Below are 17478 nucleotides of genomic sequence, written 5' to 3'. Positions count from 1 at the left end.
TGAATTTTTCGTGATTTTTTTATTTTTATTGATTTGATATTATTTGGAAATCTTTATTGGAAAATTTTCATAAAAGTTATTTTTATATTAATAAAAAACTTATATTTGAAACATTAAAAAATCTATTTGGAGAAATGAAGCAATTTTACAATTCAAAAAGTTTACTTAGACTTTCTTTTTTATTCGTTTTATTATTTTCTGTAATCACCGTTGTTAATTCTTGTAAAAAAGATGACGATGAAGAGTTTCAGGATCATGTGGTTCAATTCGAAGTGAAGACAACTTCCGGAGGAGAGATAATAAGTGTTGTAACACAGGTAGGTACCACTCAGAACACCATATACAATACTCCGCAGTCTCCGGTAACTTCGCCCTGGACAAGTGGAGAGTTCTTTGTAAATTCCAGCCAGGCACAACTGAATCTTGATGCCAACGCATCAATGCCGGATGATAACTCTGAATTAACAATCAATCTTTACATCGATGGAGAAGTAGTAAGAACTGTTAAGAAAAAAGGTAAAGGTGTATTAGTTGCTTCTATTGATTACAGCTTCTTAGAACCGTAAATTATTTTAAACATTATATAAAAGAAACCGCTTTCAAAGCGGTTTTTTTTATTCTTCAATCATGCCTTGCTGTACAGCCAGACTGATCAATTCTGTTGAGTTCTTTGCATGAAATTTCTGCAGCAGATTCTTGCGGTGGGTGTCTACGGTAAGAGGACTTAAAAAAAGTTCTTCAGCAATTACATTACTTGTTTTCCCCTGTGCTACCATCTGTAGAATTTGTTTCTCCCTTTTAGTGAGCCTCGGAACAGGAAGGATATTCTGAGAAGGAAGGCTGATTATCTGCTTGGTTTCATTGCAGAAAACAATATCTCCGGAAAGCGCCCCTCTTATAGATATCACAAGATCATCAATGGACGTATTTTTAAGAAGATAGCCGCTTGCTCCGTTTTGTATAGACTGCATAATAATACTTCTTTCCGAACGGTTGCTGAACATAATGACAGAGGTATTGGGTGATATTTTTTTTATTTCTCTGCAGAGATCTGTACCGTTGGAATCAGGGAGCGAAATGTCCAGAAGAACAATATCTGCCATTTCCGACCGGATAAAACCCAGTGTCTCCTCACCGGATGCAAAACTTCCTGCTACATGAAAGAAAGGCTGGCTTTTCAGCATCATTCTTAATCCTTCAATGACAATAGGATGATCATCTACAATGACAATATTTATTTTTTCATTCTCCATGGATATTGAGTTCTATATTAATTGCTGTTCCCTGGTGGTCAGAATTGATTTCCATTTTTCCTTTCAGGTAATTGACTCTGTTTTTCAGATTACGAAGTCCCATACTTTTGGTAGTGTTTTCTATATTTTTATCAAATCCTTTTCCGTTATCTTCAATCGTGATCAGAAAATTTTTGCCGGATTGTGAACATTGAAGCAGAATACTGCTGGCTTCGGCATGTTTTACAGCATTGGCCAGTAATTCCTGTACAATCCTGTAAATATTAAGCTGGATATTTAAAGGTAATGATTTGTCAATATCAATAGCCTGAAAATCAATTTCAAGATTTTTTCTGTTGTAAAATTCACACAAATCATGTATGGCCGTTTCCAAACCGAAATTAAGCAATGATTCAGGCATTAAATTTCTGGCCACATGGCGGAGTTCACTTACAGAGTTGTCCAGCTGTCCGAGAATTTTATAAAACTCCTGATCTTTTTCAGGGTTTAAATGACTGGAAGACCAGGTAGAAAAATTGATTTTCACACCCGCAAGCATTCCTCCAAGGCCATCATGAAGATCTCTTGCAATACGTTCTCTTTCCCTTTCTTCACCATCAAGAATAGCTTTGGTTAATGATAATTCTTCTTTTTGCTTTATTTCATTGAGCTTCTGCTCGTTTATTTTTTTGTTTTTTCTGAAAATAATAAACAGGAAGATCAGAAGGCTTAAGGCCAGCAATAAAACCAGACCCATTCCCCATAAATAAGAATTTTTCTTGTTGACTTCCAGATCTTTTTGATTCTTTTCAGCATTTAAGGTTGCTATTTTTCTTTCTTTTTCAGCGGTATTGAATTTAGTTTCGAGTTTGTTGATTTCAAGCTTTACATTTTCTGTATTCAAACTATCGTTGAGTTTGGAATATCTTTGTTCCCACAGGAGCGCTTCTTTAGTATCTCCCAATTCTTCATTAAGCAGGGAAAGCTGCTTATAAAAAGTTTTTCTGTTATTAAGATCAATAGCCAGGGATTTTTCCGTTAAAACATCTTCCAGGGTAGTCTTAGCTTCCTTATATCTTTTAAGTTTCTTTAAAATGTCAAACTTGTTGAAATAAAACATTTGTGCCAGGAGATTCTGATTGTACTTTCTGGTATAAAAAATTCCTTTTTCTATTACAGGAAGAGCTTCCTCATTTTTCTGCCGGGTAATATACAGCAGGGTTTTGCTGTAATAATAAAAAGCATTGGATGAAGATTCAGGATATGCCCTGATAAGCTTTTCGGCTTTATTCAAATACTTTTCAGCCTGGTCTCCATTGGCCTGATAACAGAAATTGTTGGCAGAATTGAGATAGGTAAAAAATAGCTCAGCAGAATTCGGATATTGTTTTTCAAGAATTTCCAGGGCTTTGGTATTATAACCTTCAGCTTTTTTAAACTGGGCATTATAAGTAAGAATCACTGCAAGCTGAGTATACAGGAACCCCAGGTTTCTGCTGTTCTTATATTTTTCAACCAACGGGATACTCTTTTCAAGCATGATTTTAACCAAAGGAATATAACCCTCTTTATCCTTTTGCGAAACTCCGTAGCTGTACCAGGCAAGAGCCTGAAGAAAATCGGATTCTTCATTTTTGAATTTTGATAAAGACTGAATAGCCTGCTGATAAGAAACAGCAGCTTTCTTTTTATTCCTGTCCAGATTATACTGTCCTTCGTAATAATAATATTTGGCTGAAAAAAAAGGATGGCTTTGCGCCAGTAATTTTCCGTTGGAAAGATATTTCCTGCTCAAAACAGAATCATTGTTCCTGTAATAATTGGATAATAGGAAAAAGGCCGTTGCTTTTGAAGTATCAGGATGATTTCCCTTTGTAATACTTTGTAAGCTGTCTATATAAGATTTCTCATTAAGCGGAATGATTTGCTGGGATTGTAATGCCAAAGACAAAAACAGGCTTAACAGGACAAGTAATCTCTTCATTATGGATCAATTCTGTAAAATATTTTTTTAAACGCTCAATTTAATTAAAAATTTTAGCATAAAAAATACCTGAATTTAGGTAGAAAAAATTACTGGTTTTTCAGGATTGATAGACGTAGGTGATGCTCATAGCTTTGCAGATATCAAATCATGGATCATAGAATATTCAATATAGTAACTAAAATTTAAACAAAAGATTATGAAAAAAATGAGTATGAATAAGCTGTTAAGAGGGGCATTCGTTGCAGTACTAGCAGCAATGCTTATTGGATTTACAGTGTCATGCAGTAACGATGATGACGACAACAATGTGAATGGAGCAGGGAAAAGTCATAAAGTGGTCTTTAAAGCAATCGCTTCTTCAGGCAGTAATATTGAAGTAGCGGTGTACGGAATTGATGGTAACCCTACCACTGCAACAAGTCTTAGCGGAACAACATGGAGCAGCCCTGAGGTAACATCAGAACCGGGAGCATACAATGCCACCGTTGGAGTAAACGCTGTCGGACCGGATGCTTCTGCAACTTTGAAAGTTCAGATCTGGGTAGATGGAGAACTGAAGAAAGAAGGAACTTCCAGCGGACAGTATTTGTCGGCTACTACAAGCTATACATTTTAATATTAAATTTATTTAGGAAATGAAACCAGCGCTGAGATTCATCCCAGCGCCGGTTTTTTTATGTATTTTCTACTAGTTTGCTCTTACAATAAAGTAGCTTTTCTTACCTTTTTGAAGCAATAAAAATTTACCATCAATAAGATCTGTTTCATTGGCTGTAAAAGTATCATTTACTTTTTGCTTGTTGACAGAAATTGAATTTCCTTTAATCTCTCTTTGTGCCTCACTTTTAGATTTCAAGAACCCTGATTTTTCAGAAAGAAGATCAACAATATTCACTCCCAGAACATCAGCTTTTGCAATTTCTCTTTGAGGAACACCATCAAAAACTTCCAGGAAAGTTTCCTCATCGAGGCTTACAAGATCTTCAGCAGTAGAACGTCCGAAAAGAATTTCAGAAGCTTTCAATGCTTTTTCATACTCTTCTCTTCCATGTACCCAAACGGTAACTTCTTCCGCAAGTTTCTTCTGTAGCTTTCTTTCGTGTGGCGCTGTTTTGTGCTCTTCAATTAAAGCTTCAATTTCTTCTTTTCCTAAGAAAGTATAGAATTTGATAAATCTTTCAGCATCCTCATCCGTAGCATTCAGCCAGAACTGGTAGAACTTGTAAGGAGAAGTTTTCTTTTTATCCAGCCAGTAATTTTCCCCGCTTTCAGACTTTCCGAATTTGGAACCGTCTGCTTTTGTAATTAAAGGAACTGTTAAAGCAAAAGCTTCACCCTGAGCTTTTCTACGGATCAATTCTGTTCCTGTAGTGATGTTTCCCCACTGGTCAGAACCTCCCATTTGAAGCTTCACATTATTGTTTTGGTATAAGTGAAGGAAATCATATCCCTGGATTAACTGGTATGTGAATTCTGTAAAGCTCATTCCGTCTGCACCGGATTCTCCTGAGAATCTTTTCTTTACGGAATCTTTTGCCATCATATAGTTGACCGTGATATTCTTTCCGACATTTTTAGCAAAATCAAGGAAAGAAATATTCTTCATCCAGTCGTAGTTGTTTACCAGCTCAGCTTTGTTAGGCTCATTTCCTTCAAAATTAAGGAACTTTGAAAGCTGTTTCTTTAAACAGTCTACATAATGTAAAAGAGTTTCCTCATCCAGAAGATTTCTTTCAGCAGATTTCCCGGATGGATCTCCGATCATTCCAGTAGCACCTCCTACCAGAGCGATAGGCTTGTGGCCATGCAGCTGGAAGTGAGCCAGGATTTTTATCTGGATAAGACTTCCGATATGTAAAGAATCGGCGGTAGGATCAAAACCAATATATGCAGTAGTTACCTCTTTATTCAGTTGTTCATCGGTTCCTGGCATCATATCGGCAAACAGACCACGCCATTTCAGTTCTTCTATAAAGGAATTCATTGATTTTTAACTTTAAAATTTTAAGATGCAAAGATAATAAATTCCGAAGTATTAAGGGAAAGCCTTTTTACCATTTTAGCTTTCCTATACTTTGTTTTTCAGCCCAAATAATCTATATTTGTTATTAATGAACGACGAACAGCTATTCCTGCTCATCCAGAAGGCCAAGGATAAAGACCAGAAGGCCCAGACTAAACTCATCAATGTTTTTTGGGTGGATGTTTTCTCCTTTGTTATGAAGAAAGTGAGAGATGAAAATGATGCCGATGAAATTACTGTCAATGTTTTTTCAAAAGTATTGTCAAAACTGGATATGTTCGATCCTCATTTTCAGTTTAAAACCTGGGTACTGACCATTGCCCAGAATACCGTTATTGATTTCTGGAGAAAGAAAAACCGCGACAACGAAGACGCTGTTGAAAATCTTGATGAGGTCAAAAACCAATACGCAAAATCACCGGAAGAACTGCTTATCTCCGAAGAAGAACAGAAGAAAATCATCAAAACCATAGAATCCCTGGATGCCAATTATCAGGACATTATCAGATTGAGATTTTTTGAAGAAAAAAGTATCAAAGAAATTGCTGATGAATTGGGAATTTCAGTCGCCAATACCAAAGTAAGGGTCATGCGGGCCAAAAAAGTCCTGGCAGAACTCCTGAAAAATAATGAGTTTGATGATCATTAAATTCAATAATATTATTCAATAGAAACAGACTTGTCATTCTGAACGAAATGAAATGGAGTGAAGAATCTCATAAATTTGTTCATCAATAAGATTCTTCCTTCGCCAGAACAACAAGATTCACAATTGGCTTCAGCCAAAACTTAAATATTACGACTTTTATTTAAAAATAAACTTCCTCTTTTGTTTTGGGAAGAACTATTTTTTGCTGCTTTTCCTGGTTTCTGTTCTGCAGATTGATCTTTAGTCCTTTTTTAATATAAGTTTCCTTTAAGGATTTACCATATTCAGCTGTATTTTCTACTTCTTTGGAATAGTTCAGCTGTCCTGTTGAAAGGTTAAAATCTATATCTTTCCAGTAATCTCCAGGTCTTCCCGAAGTTGAGGAGGTTCCTATCAGTTCAAAATGTCCGTTCTGAAATCTGTATTTGTCTGTAACATCCCATTTCCAGCTGCTTCCGCCGTTTTGAGAAATAATCAGAATTCCTTTTTCTATTTTCGTTTCTCTGTAAGGGTCACCCATCATACCTCCGCCGTTGCTTTCCATAACAGCATTTCTGGATTTTTCAAGGATTGTCCATGTACCGCCAACCTTTTTCAGAACCTGAATTTCACGGATATTTCCCATATCAGTGGTGTCCTTTGTGTTGTAGATAATTACTTTTTCAGGAATTTTATCACCATCAAGATCTCCGTCTACAGTTTCAATAACCGTGGAACCTGCAGGCTGAAATTGTTTTTGGGCAAGAGAAAACGTTCCGCATATCGCGAATAAAAGGAAGAATATTTTTTTCATAAGAATATTTTGAGCATATAAATATACAAATGATATTTTGAATGATCAGTTTCATCAATATATCCGGTTGATGGTTTCCATTAAAAAATCCTTAACTTTGAACTTCAATTTTAGAAATGGAAAATTCAGTTCAAGACACTACCGTTCAAAAACCAAAATGGATCCGCGTAAAACTTCCTACCGGAAAGAATTACAGAGAGCTGAGAACTTTGGTTGATAAATATAAATTAAACACCATTTGCCAAAGCGGAAGCTGCCCGAACATGGGAGAATGTTGGGGTGAAGGTACAGCTACTTTCATGATTTTAGGAAATATCTGTACGAGAAGCTGTGGATTCTGTGGTGTAAAAACAGGAAAACCCCTTGATGTAAACTGGGATGAGCCTGAAAAAGTAGCAAGATCCATCAAGTTAATGAAGATCAAACATGCCGTGCTTACTTCTGTAGACCGCGATGATCTGAAAGATATGGGATCTATTCTTTGGGGAGAAACAGTGAATGCCGTAAGAAGAATTTCTCCGGGAACCACAATGGAAACATTGATTCCTGACTTTCAGGGTATCACAAAACACCTTGACAGATTAGTAGAAGTTGCTCCTGAAGTAATCTCTCACAACATGGAAACCGTAAAACGTCTGACCAGAGAAGTAAGAATCCAGGCAAAATATGAAAGAAGTCTTGATGTATTAAGATATCTGAAAGAAGCCGGACAAAGAAGAACCAAAACAGGAGTAATGCTTGGACTGGGAGAAACTAAAGATGAGGTTTTCCAGACCATTGAAGATATCAGAAATGCCAATGTAGATGTCATCACCCTTGGACAATATCTGCAGCCGACTAAAAAACACCTTCCGGTAAAGAAATTTATCACACCTGAAGAATTTGATGAGTTTGGGGATTTTGCAAGAAGCTTAGGTTTCAGACATGTTGAAAGTTCTCCTCTTGTAAGAAGTTCTTACCATGCAGAAAAACATATTCACTAAAATACAGACCGTTCAGCAATGAGCGGTTTTTTGTTTTTTTAGGTAACAGGTAGCAGGTAGCAGATTACAGGTGATAGGCTGCAGGTTTTAGTAGTTACTAATGAAGGCGGCAATCGTTACAATAACGACTGTCATCATTCCCATCCTTTGGAGGGGTGGCAAAAATTCAAAGAATTTTTGCCGGGGTGGTTCCTACAATACTCAACAAAGCCTACTTAACAAGTCGTATCCTTCTTAATCACTCCAATCTTCCCATTAATTTCAATAGGTCTGAAATGTTTTTTCTTAAACTCCGAAGGCGTTTCTCCCGTATGCTGCTTAAACAGTTTATTAAAATATGAAAGACTTTCAAAACCTACCTGAAAACAAACTTCTGTCACAGACTGATCTTTCAGCAGGAATATTTTAGCCTGATTGATCCTGTAATTGTTAACAAAATCAGTAAACGTCATATTCGTCTGCTTTTTAAAATACCGGCAGAAAGCAGGAGTACTCAAGCTGACAACCTGGGCCACTTCATTGACATTGGGCTTCCGGTCATAATTTTCGTGGATATAGTCGTAGATGGTTCCCATTCTGATCTTATCATTTAAAAACCATTTGATCCGGGTATCTTCCTTATTCAGTTCTTTCACTTCGGCGGTATGGGCCAGGATTTGCAGAATTTCAATCAGCCCAACTAAGGATTCAAAAGAGTTTTTATCTTTAATAGCCTGTAGTTTTTCAACAACTGTAATTTTGGTTTCTCCGGAAAATGAAAGTCCGAGATAGGACCGTTCCAAAAGGTTCTTAATATTCTCAAATTCCGGAACAGGAAGAATAATGTCCTGAAGGAAGCTTTCCCGCATCTGCAATACAAGCTGCCTGCATTCGGTCTGAATACCATAGTCAAAATTAAGATGAGGAACGTTGGAACCAATCAGTAAAAGATCACTGTCTGTAAAGCCGGAAATGTTTTTTCCAACGTGGCGGATTCCGTTCACAGCTTCTACATATACCAGCTCAATTTCCGGATGATAATGCCAGAAAAAACAGTTTTTCAGAGAAGGAGAAAATAGCTTGAAGGATTTCCCTTTTTCAAACTCAATAATTTCTTTCTGGATCTTCATTTTGTTCTTATTTGATTGTTTCTGAATTTAAAATTAATTAAAAAGGTTAATATGGAGCAAATTTTTATCATTCAAGTAGGAGTGAAATTCAAACTTTCTTGCGATTTTTGCACTTTCAAAATAAAGATACTCAGGTGATCCTTTAACTTGAACGAAATTAATTCAGAAAAAGATTTAGAGACAATGAAGATTGATAAAAGAATAATACCACTGGCAATTGGTGGTTTAGGGATAGGAACTACGGAATTTACCGTCATGGGACTGCTGCCGGATATTGCCAAAACATTACAGATTACGATTCCGCAAGCCGGACATTTGATTTCAGCATATGCCATGGGCGTGGTTATCGGAGCTCCAATCCTGATTGGATATTCTGTAAAATTCCCTCCGAAAAAAGTCCTGATGGCTTTTATGATCCTTTTTACATTATTTAATGCGCTTTCGGCTATTGCACCGGGATATAACAGTATGCTGGTTATCCGTTTTATGTCCGGACTTCCGCATGGAGCCTTCTTCGGTGTAGGAACAGTAGTGGCTTCAAGAATGGCAGGAAAGGGAAAAGAAGCATTTTATATATCAATGATGTTTACAGGGCTTACGGTTGCCAATCTCGCAATGGTGCCTCTGGTCACCTATATCGGGCATACCTTCCATTGGAGACTGTACTTTGCGATTGTAGCAGTGATTGGTCTTTTTGCTATTTTATTTTTAAAAATGTGGCTTCCCAATCTGGAATCCAACCAGAATACCCATTTCATGGAAGAACTGAAATTCCTTAAAAATAAACAGTCGTGGCTGGTATTGGCTATTACAGCCATTGGATTTGGAGGACTCTTCACATGGCTGAGCTATATTACTCCTTTAATGACTGTTGTTGCCGGGATCAAAAGCAGCCAGATGGCTTATGTAATGGTACTTGCCGGGGCCGGAATGGTAGTTGGAAACCTGGTGGGAGGTATTGTTTCAGATAAGCTGGGACCTGAAAAAACCTGTGTATTGCTGATTTTCCTGATGATGATTTCTCTCGGAGGTGTTTTCTTACTTGCTGAATATAAAAATATTGCTTTGGTACTGACGTTCATGTGCGGTGCGCTATCCATGTCTATCGCATCACCCATCAATATTATGATGATAAAAGCTGCCCCGAAAAGTGAAATGATGGCCGCAGCTTTTATGCAGGCCGGTTTCAATATTGCCAATGCAATGGGAGCTTTCCTTGGAGGAATTCCTTTGGAATATGGGTATTCATTCAACTATCCATCGTTGGTGGGAGTAGGGATGACCTTTATCGGACTGGTTATAAGTGTAAGATATATGTATCTGTATGGTTCAAAAACTGAGAAAGAAGAAATAGCTGCAGAATGTGTATCATGTGATAAATAAAAAAGAAGTCACAGTTAAAAATAACATCGCCTGTTTCTTACTGAAACAGGCGATTCTTTATCAAATAAATGTTATGCCTCTACCTCATCTCCGTTTTTACACCAGTAGAGGGCATTGTATAAATTTTCTTTGGGGAAAGATTTGAACTCTCCCGGCATCAGAACACTGAAAACACTGGTGAAATTCCGTATCCCTTCTTTATCCGTAACAATGGCTGAGCGGTTCCAGTTGGTAAGATTTTTCAGTCCCAACAATAAATCTTCAAGCCATGCACCCATGGTAAAATTATCCAGATCGGTATCCAAATACAATAAATAATTCAGCTCACCGAACTGCTCTACCTTCTCTTTTACACGCGGAATTACCAGTTTTTCAAAATCCTCTTTCGTTACTTCACCCGTCGCATTGAATGCCGCAACATTCTCCGGGGCTTCTGGAATAATTGTTATCATAATAAATATTTTATGGTGGTTCAGTTTAAAAGAATAACAATAATTACACCATAATTTAGTAGAAAATTGTTAAAAAAGGTATAAATGTTGTTAGTTTCAGTGTAAAATATTAATATGAATCTCAAATCAAATGAACCTTTCTGGCTTCTAAAAAACGGATTGTTAGCATCTTATCCATCGTTAAAATCAAATGAAGAATGTGATGTTCTCGTTGTAGGAGGTGGGATTACAGGAAGCCTGATTGCTCATCAGATGATAAAAGACGGGTACAAAACCATCCTGATTGATAAACGCGAACTTTGCAACGGAAGTACCTCCGCCACCACTTCAATGTTACAGTACGAAATAGATGTTCCTCTGTATGAGCTGATAGATCAGATAGGAAAAAAAGGTGCGGTCTTAAGCTATAAAGCCTGTAGTGATGCTATTGATACCCTGGAAAAAATCACAAAAACCATCAGATCCAAAGCAGGTTTCAAACGCAAAAAATCATTGTATTATGTCTCGAAAAAGAAAGATCTGGAATGGCTGACAAAAGAATATGAGGCGAGAAAGGCTGCCGGATTTGAAGTAAAGTGGCTGTCTTCAGATCGTGTTCTGAAACAGTTCGGATTTGAAAATACGTATGGCGGAATCTTATCAAAACAAGGTGCAAGCATTGATGCTTTTCAATTCGCTCATGAGCTTTTCATGCATAATGTAAAGAAAGGATTGAAGGTATTTGATAAAACTGAAATGGTAAAAGTGGAGGAGCATAAAGGATTTAATCTGGTTACCACAGACAGCGGATATCAGATCAAAGCAAAAAAAATGATCTACTGTATAGGTTATGAAAGTAAAAACCTGATCAAAGAAAACTTTGTCAACCTGAAAAGTACCTACGCGGCCGTTTCTGAAATTGATAAAGACAAGTTCAAAAACATCAGCAGCACATTAGTATGGAATACCGATACTCCTTATCTCTATATGCGGACTACCGATGACGGAAGACTTCTCATTGGAGGAGGAGACAAAGACTTTTATGATGCCGAAAAACGTGATGCTATATTGTATAAAAAAGAAAAAGAAATTCTTAAAAATTTAAAGAAAATAAAACCCGATTATCATTTCTATACAGACTTTGTCTGGGCTGGAACTTTTGGGGAAACAAAAGACGGCTTACCCTATATCAGCGAGCATAAAAAATTTAAAAATTCTTACTTTGTGTTGGGGTTCGGAGGAAACGGAATTACTTTTTCGGTAGCAGGAATGGAAATGGCTTCTTTGTTTATGAAAGGCAAAAAGCATCCTTTATCAAGGTATTTTAAATTTGGAAGGTAAATTTTCATGCTTTGTTTTACATGACAAATACTCCAATTGTTATGCTCAATTCCCTTCCTGTGGAGTGGTGTCAAAAATTCAAAGAATTTTTGACAGGGTGGTTTAAAAAAGCAGGCAGTCACAAAAAGACTGCCTGTTCAACTATAAGCTATACCCGTTCTTTTTAGCAAGTTCAACAATAGAACTCTCAATGGCTTTTCCTAAATCATCAGAATCATCATTTCCTCTTTTTTTCATTTCGGAATCAATATAAGTCTGGCGTTTTTTGGAGAGTTCTTCTATTTCCTTTTGAATTGTATCGCGAGCTGCTGATTTGGCAGCAATCGCTTTTTGAATTTCTTCCTTACTTTTTCCTTTCAACTCTGCAGGAAGTTCGCTTTCTTTTACTGTCGCAATAAATCCGGCATCTTTTTCAGCTTTATCTACCAGATCCCAGTGATCATTTTTGTAAGCGTTCTTTTTGGATTTGGCAACTGTTCTTTCCACCAGGTTGGATGCCGATTGGGCTTCTGCATTTTTATCCTGTGTGATCTGTTTAAGCCTGTATTCTGAGCCATGATTTCCGTAGTAGATATAAGTATCATTTAACCTGGCATTGCATTCGGAAATTCTTTTGTCGTAAGGGGTTTCAATATACATCACTTTTCTGTCGCTGTCTATATTGAAATATTTTCCTCCTCCAAGGGATGCTCCGTTTTGCCAGAATGTCTGGATTCCCTCTTCGCGGCTTCCACAGAAAATGGTGTTGGTGTAAATATTTTTAGCTTTTGCTTTTGAAACAACCTCTTTATAATTTATTTTTCCCTGATCAAATGCTTCGTTACCGGCAATATAAATCAGTTTCATACTTTTTTCATTCCCATCCCAATTGAGGTTGGCAGAGGCATCACGGATCACTGCACCGCAATATTCACTGCCTCCATTTGTTCTTAAGGCAAATAATTTTTCAGAAACAAGATCCAGATCCTGAGTGAGAGGAGTTACCTGGCGGATGTAATTTTCATCACGGATTCCGTCGTTGCCATATTCATAAAGGGCAATTTCGATATCGGGAGCCTTTCCGTTGTACTTAAGAGTGGTAACTGTATTCACAATATTCCACAGTCTGGATTTTGCCTGATCAATCAATCCGTCCATACTATTGGAAGTATCAAGAAGAAGAGCAACCTGAATTTTATTGTCTTTTACCGTTGAGGTTACCGGAATCAATGCCATTTTTTGTACCGGTAAATGATTGTCAGTATTACTATTTGCAGAGCGGTTTTCCTGAATGTTTCCGGAGCTTAACAAAGCTGTACCGGCTGCAAGTGCTAAGATTTTTAACATTGTCATATTGTTGTTTTTTATTGGTTATTTGTTGTAATCGGAAATTTTTAAATCCTATTATTTTAAATTCCTGAAGTAAAATTATCTTTATTTAAGGCTGGAAATCGGGAAACTTGGTGAACGGAAGGTTTCACTTGGTGGATGATAAAAACGGAAGGATCTGATTATATGTGATCGTAAGAATCTAATGTGTCATTTCAATACTGTCAGGCTGAGCGGAGTCGAAGCCTTTACCATTCGAAAAACTTTAATAGATCGGCAGGTATTTTTCTTCGGTCAAAAACGCAATAACCCAATAGTAAAAAACAAAAAAACTGCCCAAAAGGCAGCTTTCTTACATCCGTTATTTTAAAGGATTTCGTATTTTGTTTTAATGCTGTATTTCAGCTTGATGTTTTCAATGTTATCAAAAGAAAAATCTACCGGAGCATCAGCCATTTCCAACTGGATATTGCTTGCTCTTCCTTTGTAGGCTGCCGGCATAATCATATCGCTGGTGTAATCTTCTATCTCTACAATTTCAAGGGCATTTCCTGTCTTTTTACCCATACTTTCCAGTAAGTAGTCTGCTTTCTCTTTGGCTGCTTTCAAAGCGTTGATCTTCACTGCTTTTCTGAAATCTGCAATTTTGGTATTCTTTACCTCCGCAATATTCAGGCTGCTTACCCACTTTTGATTCAGGTCTTCAAAGATTTTGTTGAGGTTTGATTTTGTACCGGCTTTAAAGTGATAATTTTTGGAAAACTTAGCGGTTTTAGAGTAAATATTCTGATACATGGATTTGAATTTGATATCCTCGTTCTTTACCCCTGCATTTTTCAAAATATCAAATAATTTCTTTTCATTATCTGCCAGATCGTTTTTATTATCAGCTTTTATCCCGATACTGAAGATAATTTCATCCGGTTCTACTTCCATTTCTGCCACTCCTGTTACTTCAATTGCATTTTTCTTTACTTCCTGAGCGTTTATAAAACTACCAAGAGTTAAAATTCCGATTAATAAAAAATGTTTCAATTTCATAATTTCCTGTTTTTAAATTTTTAATTCTGATGTAAAATTACACAGATCAGTAACCGAAATCCGGGAGACTTGGTGAAATGGAACTTTCACTTGGTGAATAGTTTTTGAGCAGACTATATATATGTATATCTTTGTTTTATGAAAATGCTTAAATTCTTTACTCTATTCTTACTGGTGCTTTCGGGAAATACAATCTTTTCCCAAACCACTACTAACAACAGTGCTGCTGTGGAAGAAGTGCAGGTAGAAACAAAGAAGCTGAAAAGAGCAATGGACACCAAAAACGAACCTGCCCAGGCAGATTCTTATTATAACATCGGTGAAACATTTTTCAATAGCGGAAACTTTCCCAAAAGTGAAGAGTACTATACAAAAGCGAAAAAACTGTATGAAAAACTCAATGATAAGCCCAATATCGAGAAAGCAACCCGAAGATTAGCCCAGTCACAGGAGAAGCAGAATAAAATAACTCCTGCCATCAGTAATTACAGCATGGCAGCACAGGTAAGTTACAGCGAAAAAAGTAAAGCTGTGAATTCTAATGATGCGGCAAGACTTTCTTCTCCTACCCCCGAACTGAAAGCAGAAGCGATTCAGAATAATATCAATCTGACTAAAAAGGAAAATGATCAGGGAGACCTTGCAGAAAGCTACAGCCAGTTGGCAGATGTTAACCTGAAACAGAAAGATGTTTCCAGTGCTGAAGAAAACCTGAATACAGCCTACAAAATTTCTAAAAAAGAAGCTCCTCAACAGGCTCTTGCCATCAATCAGAAGCTGGCAGACCTGTATGTTGAAAACAAAAACTTCGAAAAAGCTATTGAAGCCAAGAAGAAAGTTTTGAAAGAAGACTTTGTAAAAGAAAACTCGCAGGAAAAAGTCAATCAGATTCAGGAACTGGCAGATATCTATATTAAAAAAAATGATCCTGAGGAAGCCGTAGATCTTTTAAAAAATGCCTACGGAATTGCATTGGACAAAGGTCATACACTGGAAGCACAGAAAAGTGTAAAAAAGCTGGACAGCCTTTATGCGATCTCAGGAAATATTGATGCCTCCGTTCAGTTATACAGAGACTTTTTGGGAAAACTTCCCAATCTCGTTTCCAAAGACAGAAGTCTGGTTGATAATAAAATTCTGGAAGATACAGAACAGAGAATTTCACAGCTGGAAAAAGAAAAAGAGTTGAAAGATGAACTGATCAGAAAGAAAAACGTCTTTAATTACAGTCTGATCGGAGCGTTGATTGTACTTACCGGACTCATTATTTTCATTTTCAGAATGCTGAAAAAAGTTCAGACTAAAAATAAAAAAATAGCTCTTCAGTCGCTGCGAAGAGAGATGAATCCCCATTTTATTTTTAACAGTTTAAATAGTGTCAACCATTTTATAGCCACCAATAATGAGCTTGAAGCGAATCAGTATCTTACAAAATTTTCGAAGCTGATGCGCGGTGTAATGGAAAATTCTACCGAAGATTTTATTCCTTTTCAGCAGGAGCTTGACCTTTTGCAAAATTATCTGGCGCTTGAAAAGACCCGTTTTGCAGATAAATTCGATTACGAAATTGAAGTAGATGAAAATCTGAATATGCAAAACCTTCAGGTTCCGGGAATGCTGATACAGCCGTTTCTGGAAAATGCTGTCTGGCACGGACTCCGTTACAGAACCGAAAAAGGATTTTTAACATTAAGCTTTGAAAAAAGTGAATCGCATCTTAAAATCCTTATTGAAGACAACGGAATAGGGATTGAAGAAAGTAAAAAGCAAAAAACAGAACATCAGAAAACAAGAGAGGGCAGGGGAATGAAAAATACACTGGAAAGAATTCAGCTCCTGAACGATCTGTATAAAAAAGACATTCAATGTTCTGTAAAAGATAAAGAGAACGGTAAAGGAGTTCTAGTCATTATGGCTATGAATCTGATATAAAATTTCAATAACGGAATGTATCAATAATTGAGGTTTTAAAAATAATCTTTAATTGTTATAGCTATTGAGTTTATCTGTTATAAGGGAAAGATTTATCTAATTCTATTGGGTTATAATATTGAAGAATGTATTCCTGCTCTTCTTTTATAAGCTTTGTTAGTTCTTCAGGTTTATATTTTACCCCATTATATTCGAAAGAGGAGATTCTATTATTGCTAAACTCTTGTTTGATATCATTTAAAGGATTATTGAAATATTCCAGTGCCTTTTTTATCACCGTTTTTTCATCAGTAGGAATGGGTCTGTCTCCATATCTTACTTCTAAAACATTAGAGGTATCATAGGTTGATTTCAGGTTAATATTTTTAACAAGTTTGAATATGAAATTATCTTGGGTATCCTTAATTTCCACAATAAGTCCCGGAAGTCCCTGGAACTTGTAAGGCCCCTGATTGAATGGAATATCCTTGGCAAACCATGCTACCCATTCCCGTCCTCCAAATTTTGCAGTAGCTTTTTGGACATTCAAACCATTTTCCTTTTTTGTTTGTTTTTCAAGATTCCATTGAATATGATCATCTGTAGTGTAGGAATAGATATTATCTCCTACCAGTACATAGTTGAGGTTTTTCTCAGAATTCTTTTTTCTGCTGACAGGTATTTGGGTAGTCCATGTCTTATCCTGGGAGTGATATAGTTGATTTAAAGAATCTTTTTCCAAAAACTTATAATCATAATACTTTACATGATCAGGATTAATGTCAAGTACCATGAATTGTTTTTTGTAATTATTTTCCTTAGCATCCGGCTTATAATTCAGTTCATAAATATACCTGTGAGTTTGCGAATGAATAAAGATTGCACTTAAAATGAATATGAGTTGGGCGATTTTCATGTTCCAATATTTACTTGACGTATTTTTTATATAATGAAGAAAAATAGTTTTTAATGTAGTTTAGTTCATATTGAGGAGGAATAATCTCAGTTCCAGAACTATTTATAAATCCGTATGATCCTGATATATTTTTTACCAAAGCGAGGTCTTCAGAATACTCTCCGAAGTTATTAATTTTTGAATAGATTGGCTGAATAATAATTTTCCCTCCTTTATCCATGATTCCATAGGTTCCGGAAACGGTTTTTGCAAGTCTCCAGTTTTTGTTTATTTTACTGATATCGTCTCTTTTGGATAACTTTACTTGTGAAAAAGAAAGGTTAAATAAAGTGAAGCATAGAAGCGTAATAATTTTAAATTTCATAATACTT

General features: G+C 36.4%; 17 protein-coding genes. 7 read left to right on the top strand and 10 right to left on the bottom strand.

The window, feature by feature from the left end; all coding sequences use genetic code 11:
• Positions 1-134 precede the first annotated feature (134 nt).
• A complete protein-coding gene (locus DEU40_RS15865) occupies positions 135-566 on the top strand; it encodes a hypothetical protein (RefSeq protein WP_228406536.1) in 432 nt (143 codons plus the stop codon).
• Positions 567-614: 48 nt separating this feature from the next.
• Here the strand turns inward: DEU40_RS15865 and DEU40_RS15860 are convergent, their stop codons facing one another.
• Both DEU40_RS15860 and DEU40_RS15855 read right to left on the bottom strand, forming a co-directional pair.
• Positions 615-1253 carry a response regulator transcription factor gene (locus tag DEU40_RS15860; protein WP_110010750.1) on the bottom strand — a complete coding sequence of 213 codons (639 nt, stop codon included), beginning with the start codon at positions 1251-1253 and terminating at the stop codon, positions 615-617.
• Positions 1243-3216: a sensor histidine kinase gene (locus DEU40_RS15855; protein WP_110010749.1), complete on the bottom strand. Its 1974-nt coding sequence runs from the start codon at positions 3214-3216 to the stop codon at positions 1243-1245. Before DEU40_RS15855 ends, DEU40_RS15860 begins: the two co-directional genes overlap by 11 nt.
• Before the next feature lie 214 nt (positions 3217-3430).
• On the opposite strand from DEU40_RS15855, the gene DEU40_RS15850 reads away from it, so the two are divergent.
• On the top strand, positions 3431-3835 hold the full coding sequence (locus DEU40_RS15850) for a hypothetical protein (protein ID WP_228406535.1): 405 nt from the start codon (positions 3431-3433) through the stop codon (positions 3833-3835).
• A gap of 72 nt (positions 3836-3907) precedes the next feature.
• Here DEU40_RS15850 and tyrS read toward each other — a convergent pair whose 3' ends face one another.
• Positions 3908-5203 carry a tyrosine--tRNA ligase gene (tyrS, locus tag DEU40_RS15845; protein ID WP_110010747.1) on the bottom strand — a complete coding sequence of 432 codons (1296 nt, stop codon included), beginning with the start codon at positions 5201-5203 and terminating at the stop codon, positions 3908-3910.
• Positions 5204-5330: 127 nt separating this feature from the next.
• Here tyrS and DEU40_RS15840 point away from each other — a divergent pair, with 127 nt between their 5' ends.
• Complete coding sequence (locus DEU40_RS15840) at positions 5331-5891, top strand: RNA polymerase sigma factor (protein WP_110010746.1); 561 nt, start codon at positions 5331-5333, stop codon at positions 5889-5891.
• Between the two features lie 160 nt (positions 5892-6051).
• Here DEU40_RS15840 and DEU40_RS15835 read toward each other — a convergent pair whose 3' ends face one another.
• A complete protein-coding gene (locus DEU40_RS15835; RefSeq protein WP_110010745.1) occupies positions 6052-6684 on the bottom strand; it encodes a hypothetical protein in 633 nt (210 codons plus the stop codon).
• A 116-nt stretch (positions 6685-6800) separates the two neighbouring features.
• Here DEU40_RS15835 and lipA point away from each other — a divergent pair, with 116 nt between their 5' ends.
• Complete coding sequence (gene lipA / locus DEU40_RS15830; protein ID WP_110010744.1) at positions 6801-7667, top strand: lipoyl synthase; 867 nt, start codon at positions 6801-6803, stop codon at positions 7665-7667.
• A gap of 215 nt (positions 7668-7882) precedes the next feature.
• On the opposite strand, the gene DEU40_RS15825 is transcribed toward lipA, so the two are convergent.
• Positions 7883-8776 (bottom strand): AraC family transcriptional regulator, encoded by an 894-nt coding sequence (locus tag DEU40_RS15825; RefSeq protein ID WP_110010743.1) that lies wholly within the window; start codon positions 8774-8776, stop codon positions 7883-7885.
• Positions 8777-8959: 183 nt separating this feature from the next.
• Here DEU40_RS15825 and DEU40_RS15820 point away from each other — a divergent pair, with 183 nt between their 5' ends.
• Positions 8960-10159 carry an MFS transporter gene (locus DEU40_RS15820; RefSeq protein WP_110010826.1) on the top strand — a complete coding sequence of 400 codons (1200 nt, stop codon included), beginning with the start codon at positions 8960-8962 and terminating at the stop codon, positions 10157-10159.
• A 71-nt stretch (positions 10160-10230) separates the two neighbouring features.
• Here the strand turns inward: DEU40_RS15820 and DEU40_RS15815 are convergent, their stop codons facing one another.
• The gene (locus tag DEU40_RS15815; protein WP_110010742.1) at positions 10231-10611 is read right to left on the bottom strand and encodes an STAS/SEC14 domain-containing protein; all 381 of its coding nucleotides are present in this window, start codon (positions 10609-10611) and stop codon (positions 10231-10233) included.
• A gap of 114 nt (positions 10612-10725) precedes the next feature.
• Between DEU40_RS15815 and DEU40_RS15810 the strand changes: the two genes are divergently transcribed.
• Complete coding sequence (locus DEU40_RS15810; RefSeq protein WP_110010741.1) at positions 10726-11931, top strand: NAD(P)/FAD-dependent oxidoreductase; 1206 nt, start codon at positions 10726-10728, stop codon at positions 11929-11931.
• A 141-nt stretch (positions 11932-12072) separates the two neighbouring features.
• On the opposite strand, the gene DEU40_RS15805 is transcribed toward DEU40_RS15810, so the two are convergent.
• Both DEU40_RS15805 and DEU40_RS15800 read right to left on the bottom strand, forming a co-directional pair.
• Complete coding sequence (locus DEU40_RS15805; RefSeq protein WP_110010740.1) at positions 12073-13263, bottom strand: VWA domain-containing protein; 1191 nt, start codon at positions 13261-13263, stop codon at positions 12073-12075.
• Between the two features lie 342 nt (positions 13264-13605).
• On the bottom strand, positions 13606-14280 hold the full coding sequence (locus DEU40_RS15800) for an SIMPL domain-containing protein (protein ID WP_110010739.1): 675 nt from the start codon (positions 14278-14280) through the stop codon (positions 13606-13608).
• 138 nt (positions 14281-14418) lie between these two features.
• On the opposite strand from DEU40_RS15800, the gene DEU40_RS15795 reads away from it, so the two are divergent.
• The gene (locus DEU40_RS15795; protein ID WP_110010738.1) at positions 14419-16212 is read left to right on the top strand and encodes a histidine kinase; all 1794 of its coding nucleotides are present in this window, start codon (positions 14419-14421) and stop codon (positions 16210-16212) included.
• A gap of 70 nt (positions 16213-16282) precedes the next feature.
• On the opposite strand, the gene DEU40_RS15790 is transcribed toward DEU40_RS15795, so the two are convergent.
• Together DEU40_RS15790 and DEU40_RS15785 are read right to left on the bottom strand one after the other, a co-directional pair.
• Positions 16283-17107, bottom strand: coding sequence for a GLPGLI family protein (locus tag DEU40_RS15790; protein WP_110010737.1), 825 nt, complete (start codon positions 17105-17107; stop codon positions 16283-16285).
• A 10-nt stretch (positions 17108-17117) separates the two neighbouring features.
• Positions 17118-17471, bottom strand: coding sequence for a WG repeat-containing protein (locus DEU40_RS15785; protein ID WP_110010736.1), 354 nt, complete (start codon positions 17469-17471; stop codon positions 17118-17120).
• Positions 17472-17478: the final 7 nt, after the last annotated feature.

Source organism: Chryseobacterium sp. AG844, assembly GCF_003182335.1.
GTDB classification, from domain to species: Bacteria; Bacteroidota; Bacteroidia; order Flavobacteriales; family Weeksellaceae; genus Chryseobacterium; species Chryseobacterium cupriresistens.
This window is presented reverse-complemented; position numbering and strand designations above follow the sequence as displayed.

Excerpts from the sequence above, each read along its gene's own strand:
- DEU40_RS15815 (WP_110010742.1), bottom strand. The coding sequence starts at position 10,611 with ATGATAACAATTATTCCAGAAGCCCCGGAGAATGTTGCGGCATTCAAT.
- DEU40_RS15790 (WP_110010737.1), bottom strand. The coding sequence starts at position 17,107 with ATGAAAATCGCCCAACTCATATTCATTTTAAGTGCAATCTTTATTCAT.
- DEU40_RS15865 (WP_228406536.1), top strand. The coding sequence starts at position 135 with ATGAAGCAATTTTACAATTCAAAAAGTTTACTTAGACTTTCTTTTTTA.
- DEU40_RS15840 (WP_110010746.1), top strand. The coding sequence starts at position 5,331 with ATGAACGACGAACAGCTATTCCTGCTCATCCAGAAGGCCAAGGATAAA.
- DEU40_RS15785 (WP_110010736.1), bottom strand. The coding sequence starts at position 17,471 with ATGAAATTTAAAATTATTACGCTTCTATGCTTCACTTTATTTAACCTT.
- DEU40_RS15820 (WP_110010826.1), top strand. The coding sequence starts at position 8,960 with ATGAAGATTGATAAAAGAATAATACCACTGGCAATTGGTGGTTTAGGG.
- DEU40_RS15855 (WP_110010749.1), bottom strand. The coding sequence starts at position 3,216 with ATGAAGAGATTACTTGTCCTGTTAAGCCTGTTTTTGTCTTTGGCATTA.
- DEU40_RS15835 (WP_110010745.1), bottom strand. The coding sequence starts at position 6,684 with ATGAAAAAAATATTCTTCCTTTTATTCGCGATATGCGGAACGTTTTCT.
- DEU40_RS15805 (WP_110010740.1), bottom strand. The coding sequence starts at position 13,263 with ATGACAATGTTAAAAATCTTAGCACTTGCAGCCGGTACAGCTTTGTTA.
- DEU40_RS15825 (WP_110010743.1), bottom strand. The coding sequence starts at position 8,776 with ATGAAGATCCAGAAAGAAATTATTGAGTTTGAAAAAGGGAAATCCTTC.
- tyrS (WP_110010747.1), bottom strand. The coding sequence starts at position 5,203 with ATGAATTCCTTTATAGAAGAACTGAAATGGCGTGGTCTGTTTGCCGAT.
- DEU40_RS15810 (WP_110010741.1), top strand. The coding sequence starts at position 10,726 with ATGAATCTCAAATCAAATGAACCTTTCTGGCTTCTAAAAAACGGATTG.
- DEU40_RS15860 (WP_110010750.1), bottom strand. The coding sequence starts at position 1,253 with ATGGAGAATGAAAAAATAAATATTGTCATTGTAGATGATCATCCTATT.
- DEU40_RS15850 (WP_228406535.1), top strand. The coding sequence starts at position 3,431 with ATGAATAAGCTGTTAAGAGGGGCATTCGTTGCAGTACTAGCAGCAATG.
- DEU40_RS15800 (WP_110010739.1), bottom strand. The coding sequence starts at position 14,280 with ATGAAATTGAAACATTTTTTATTAATCGGAATTTTAACTCTTGGTAGT.
- lipA (WP_110010744.1), top strand. The coding sequence starts at position 6,801 with ATGGAAAATTCAGTTCAAGACACTACCGTTCAAAAACCAAAATGGATC.
- DEU40_RS15795 (WP_110010738.1), top strand. The coding sequence starts at position 14,419 with ATGAAAATGCTTAAATTCTTTACTCTATTCTTACTGGTGCTTTCGGGA.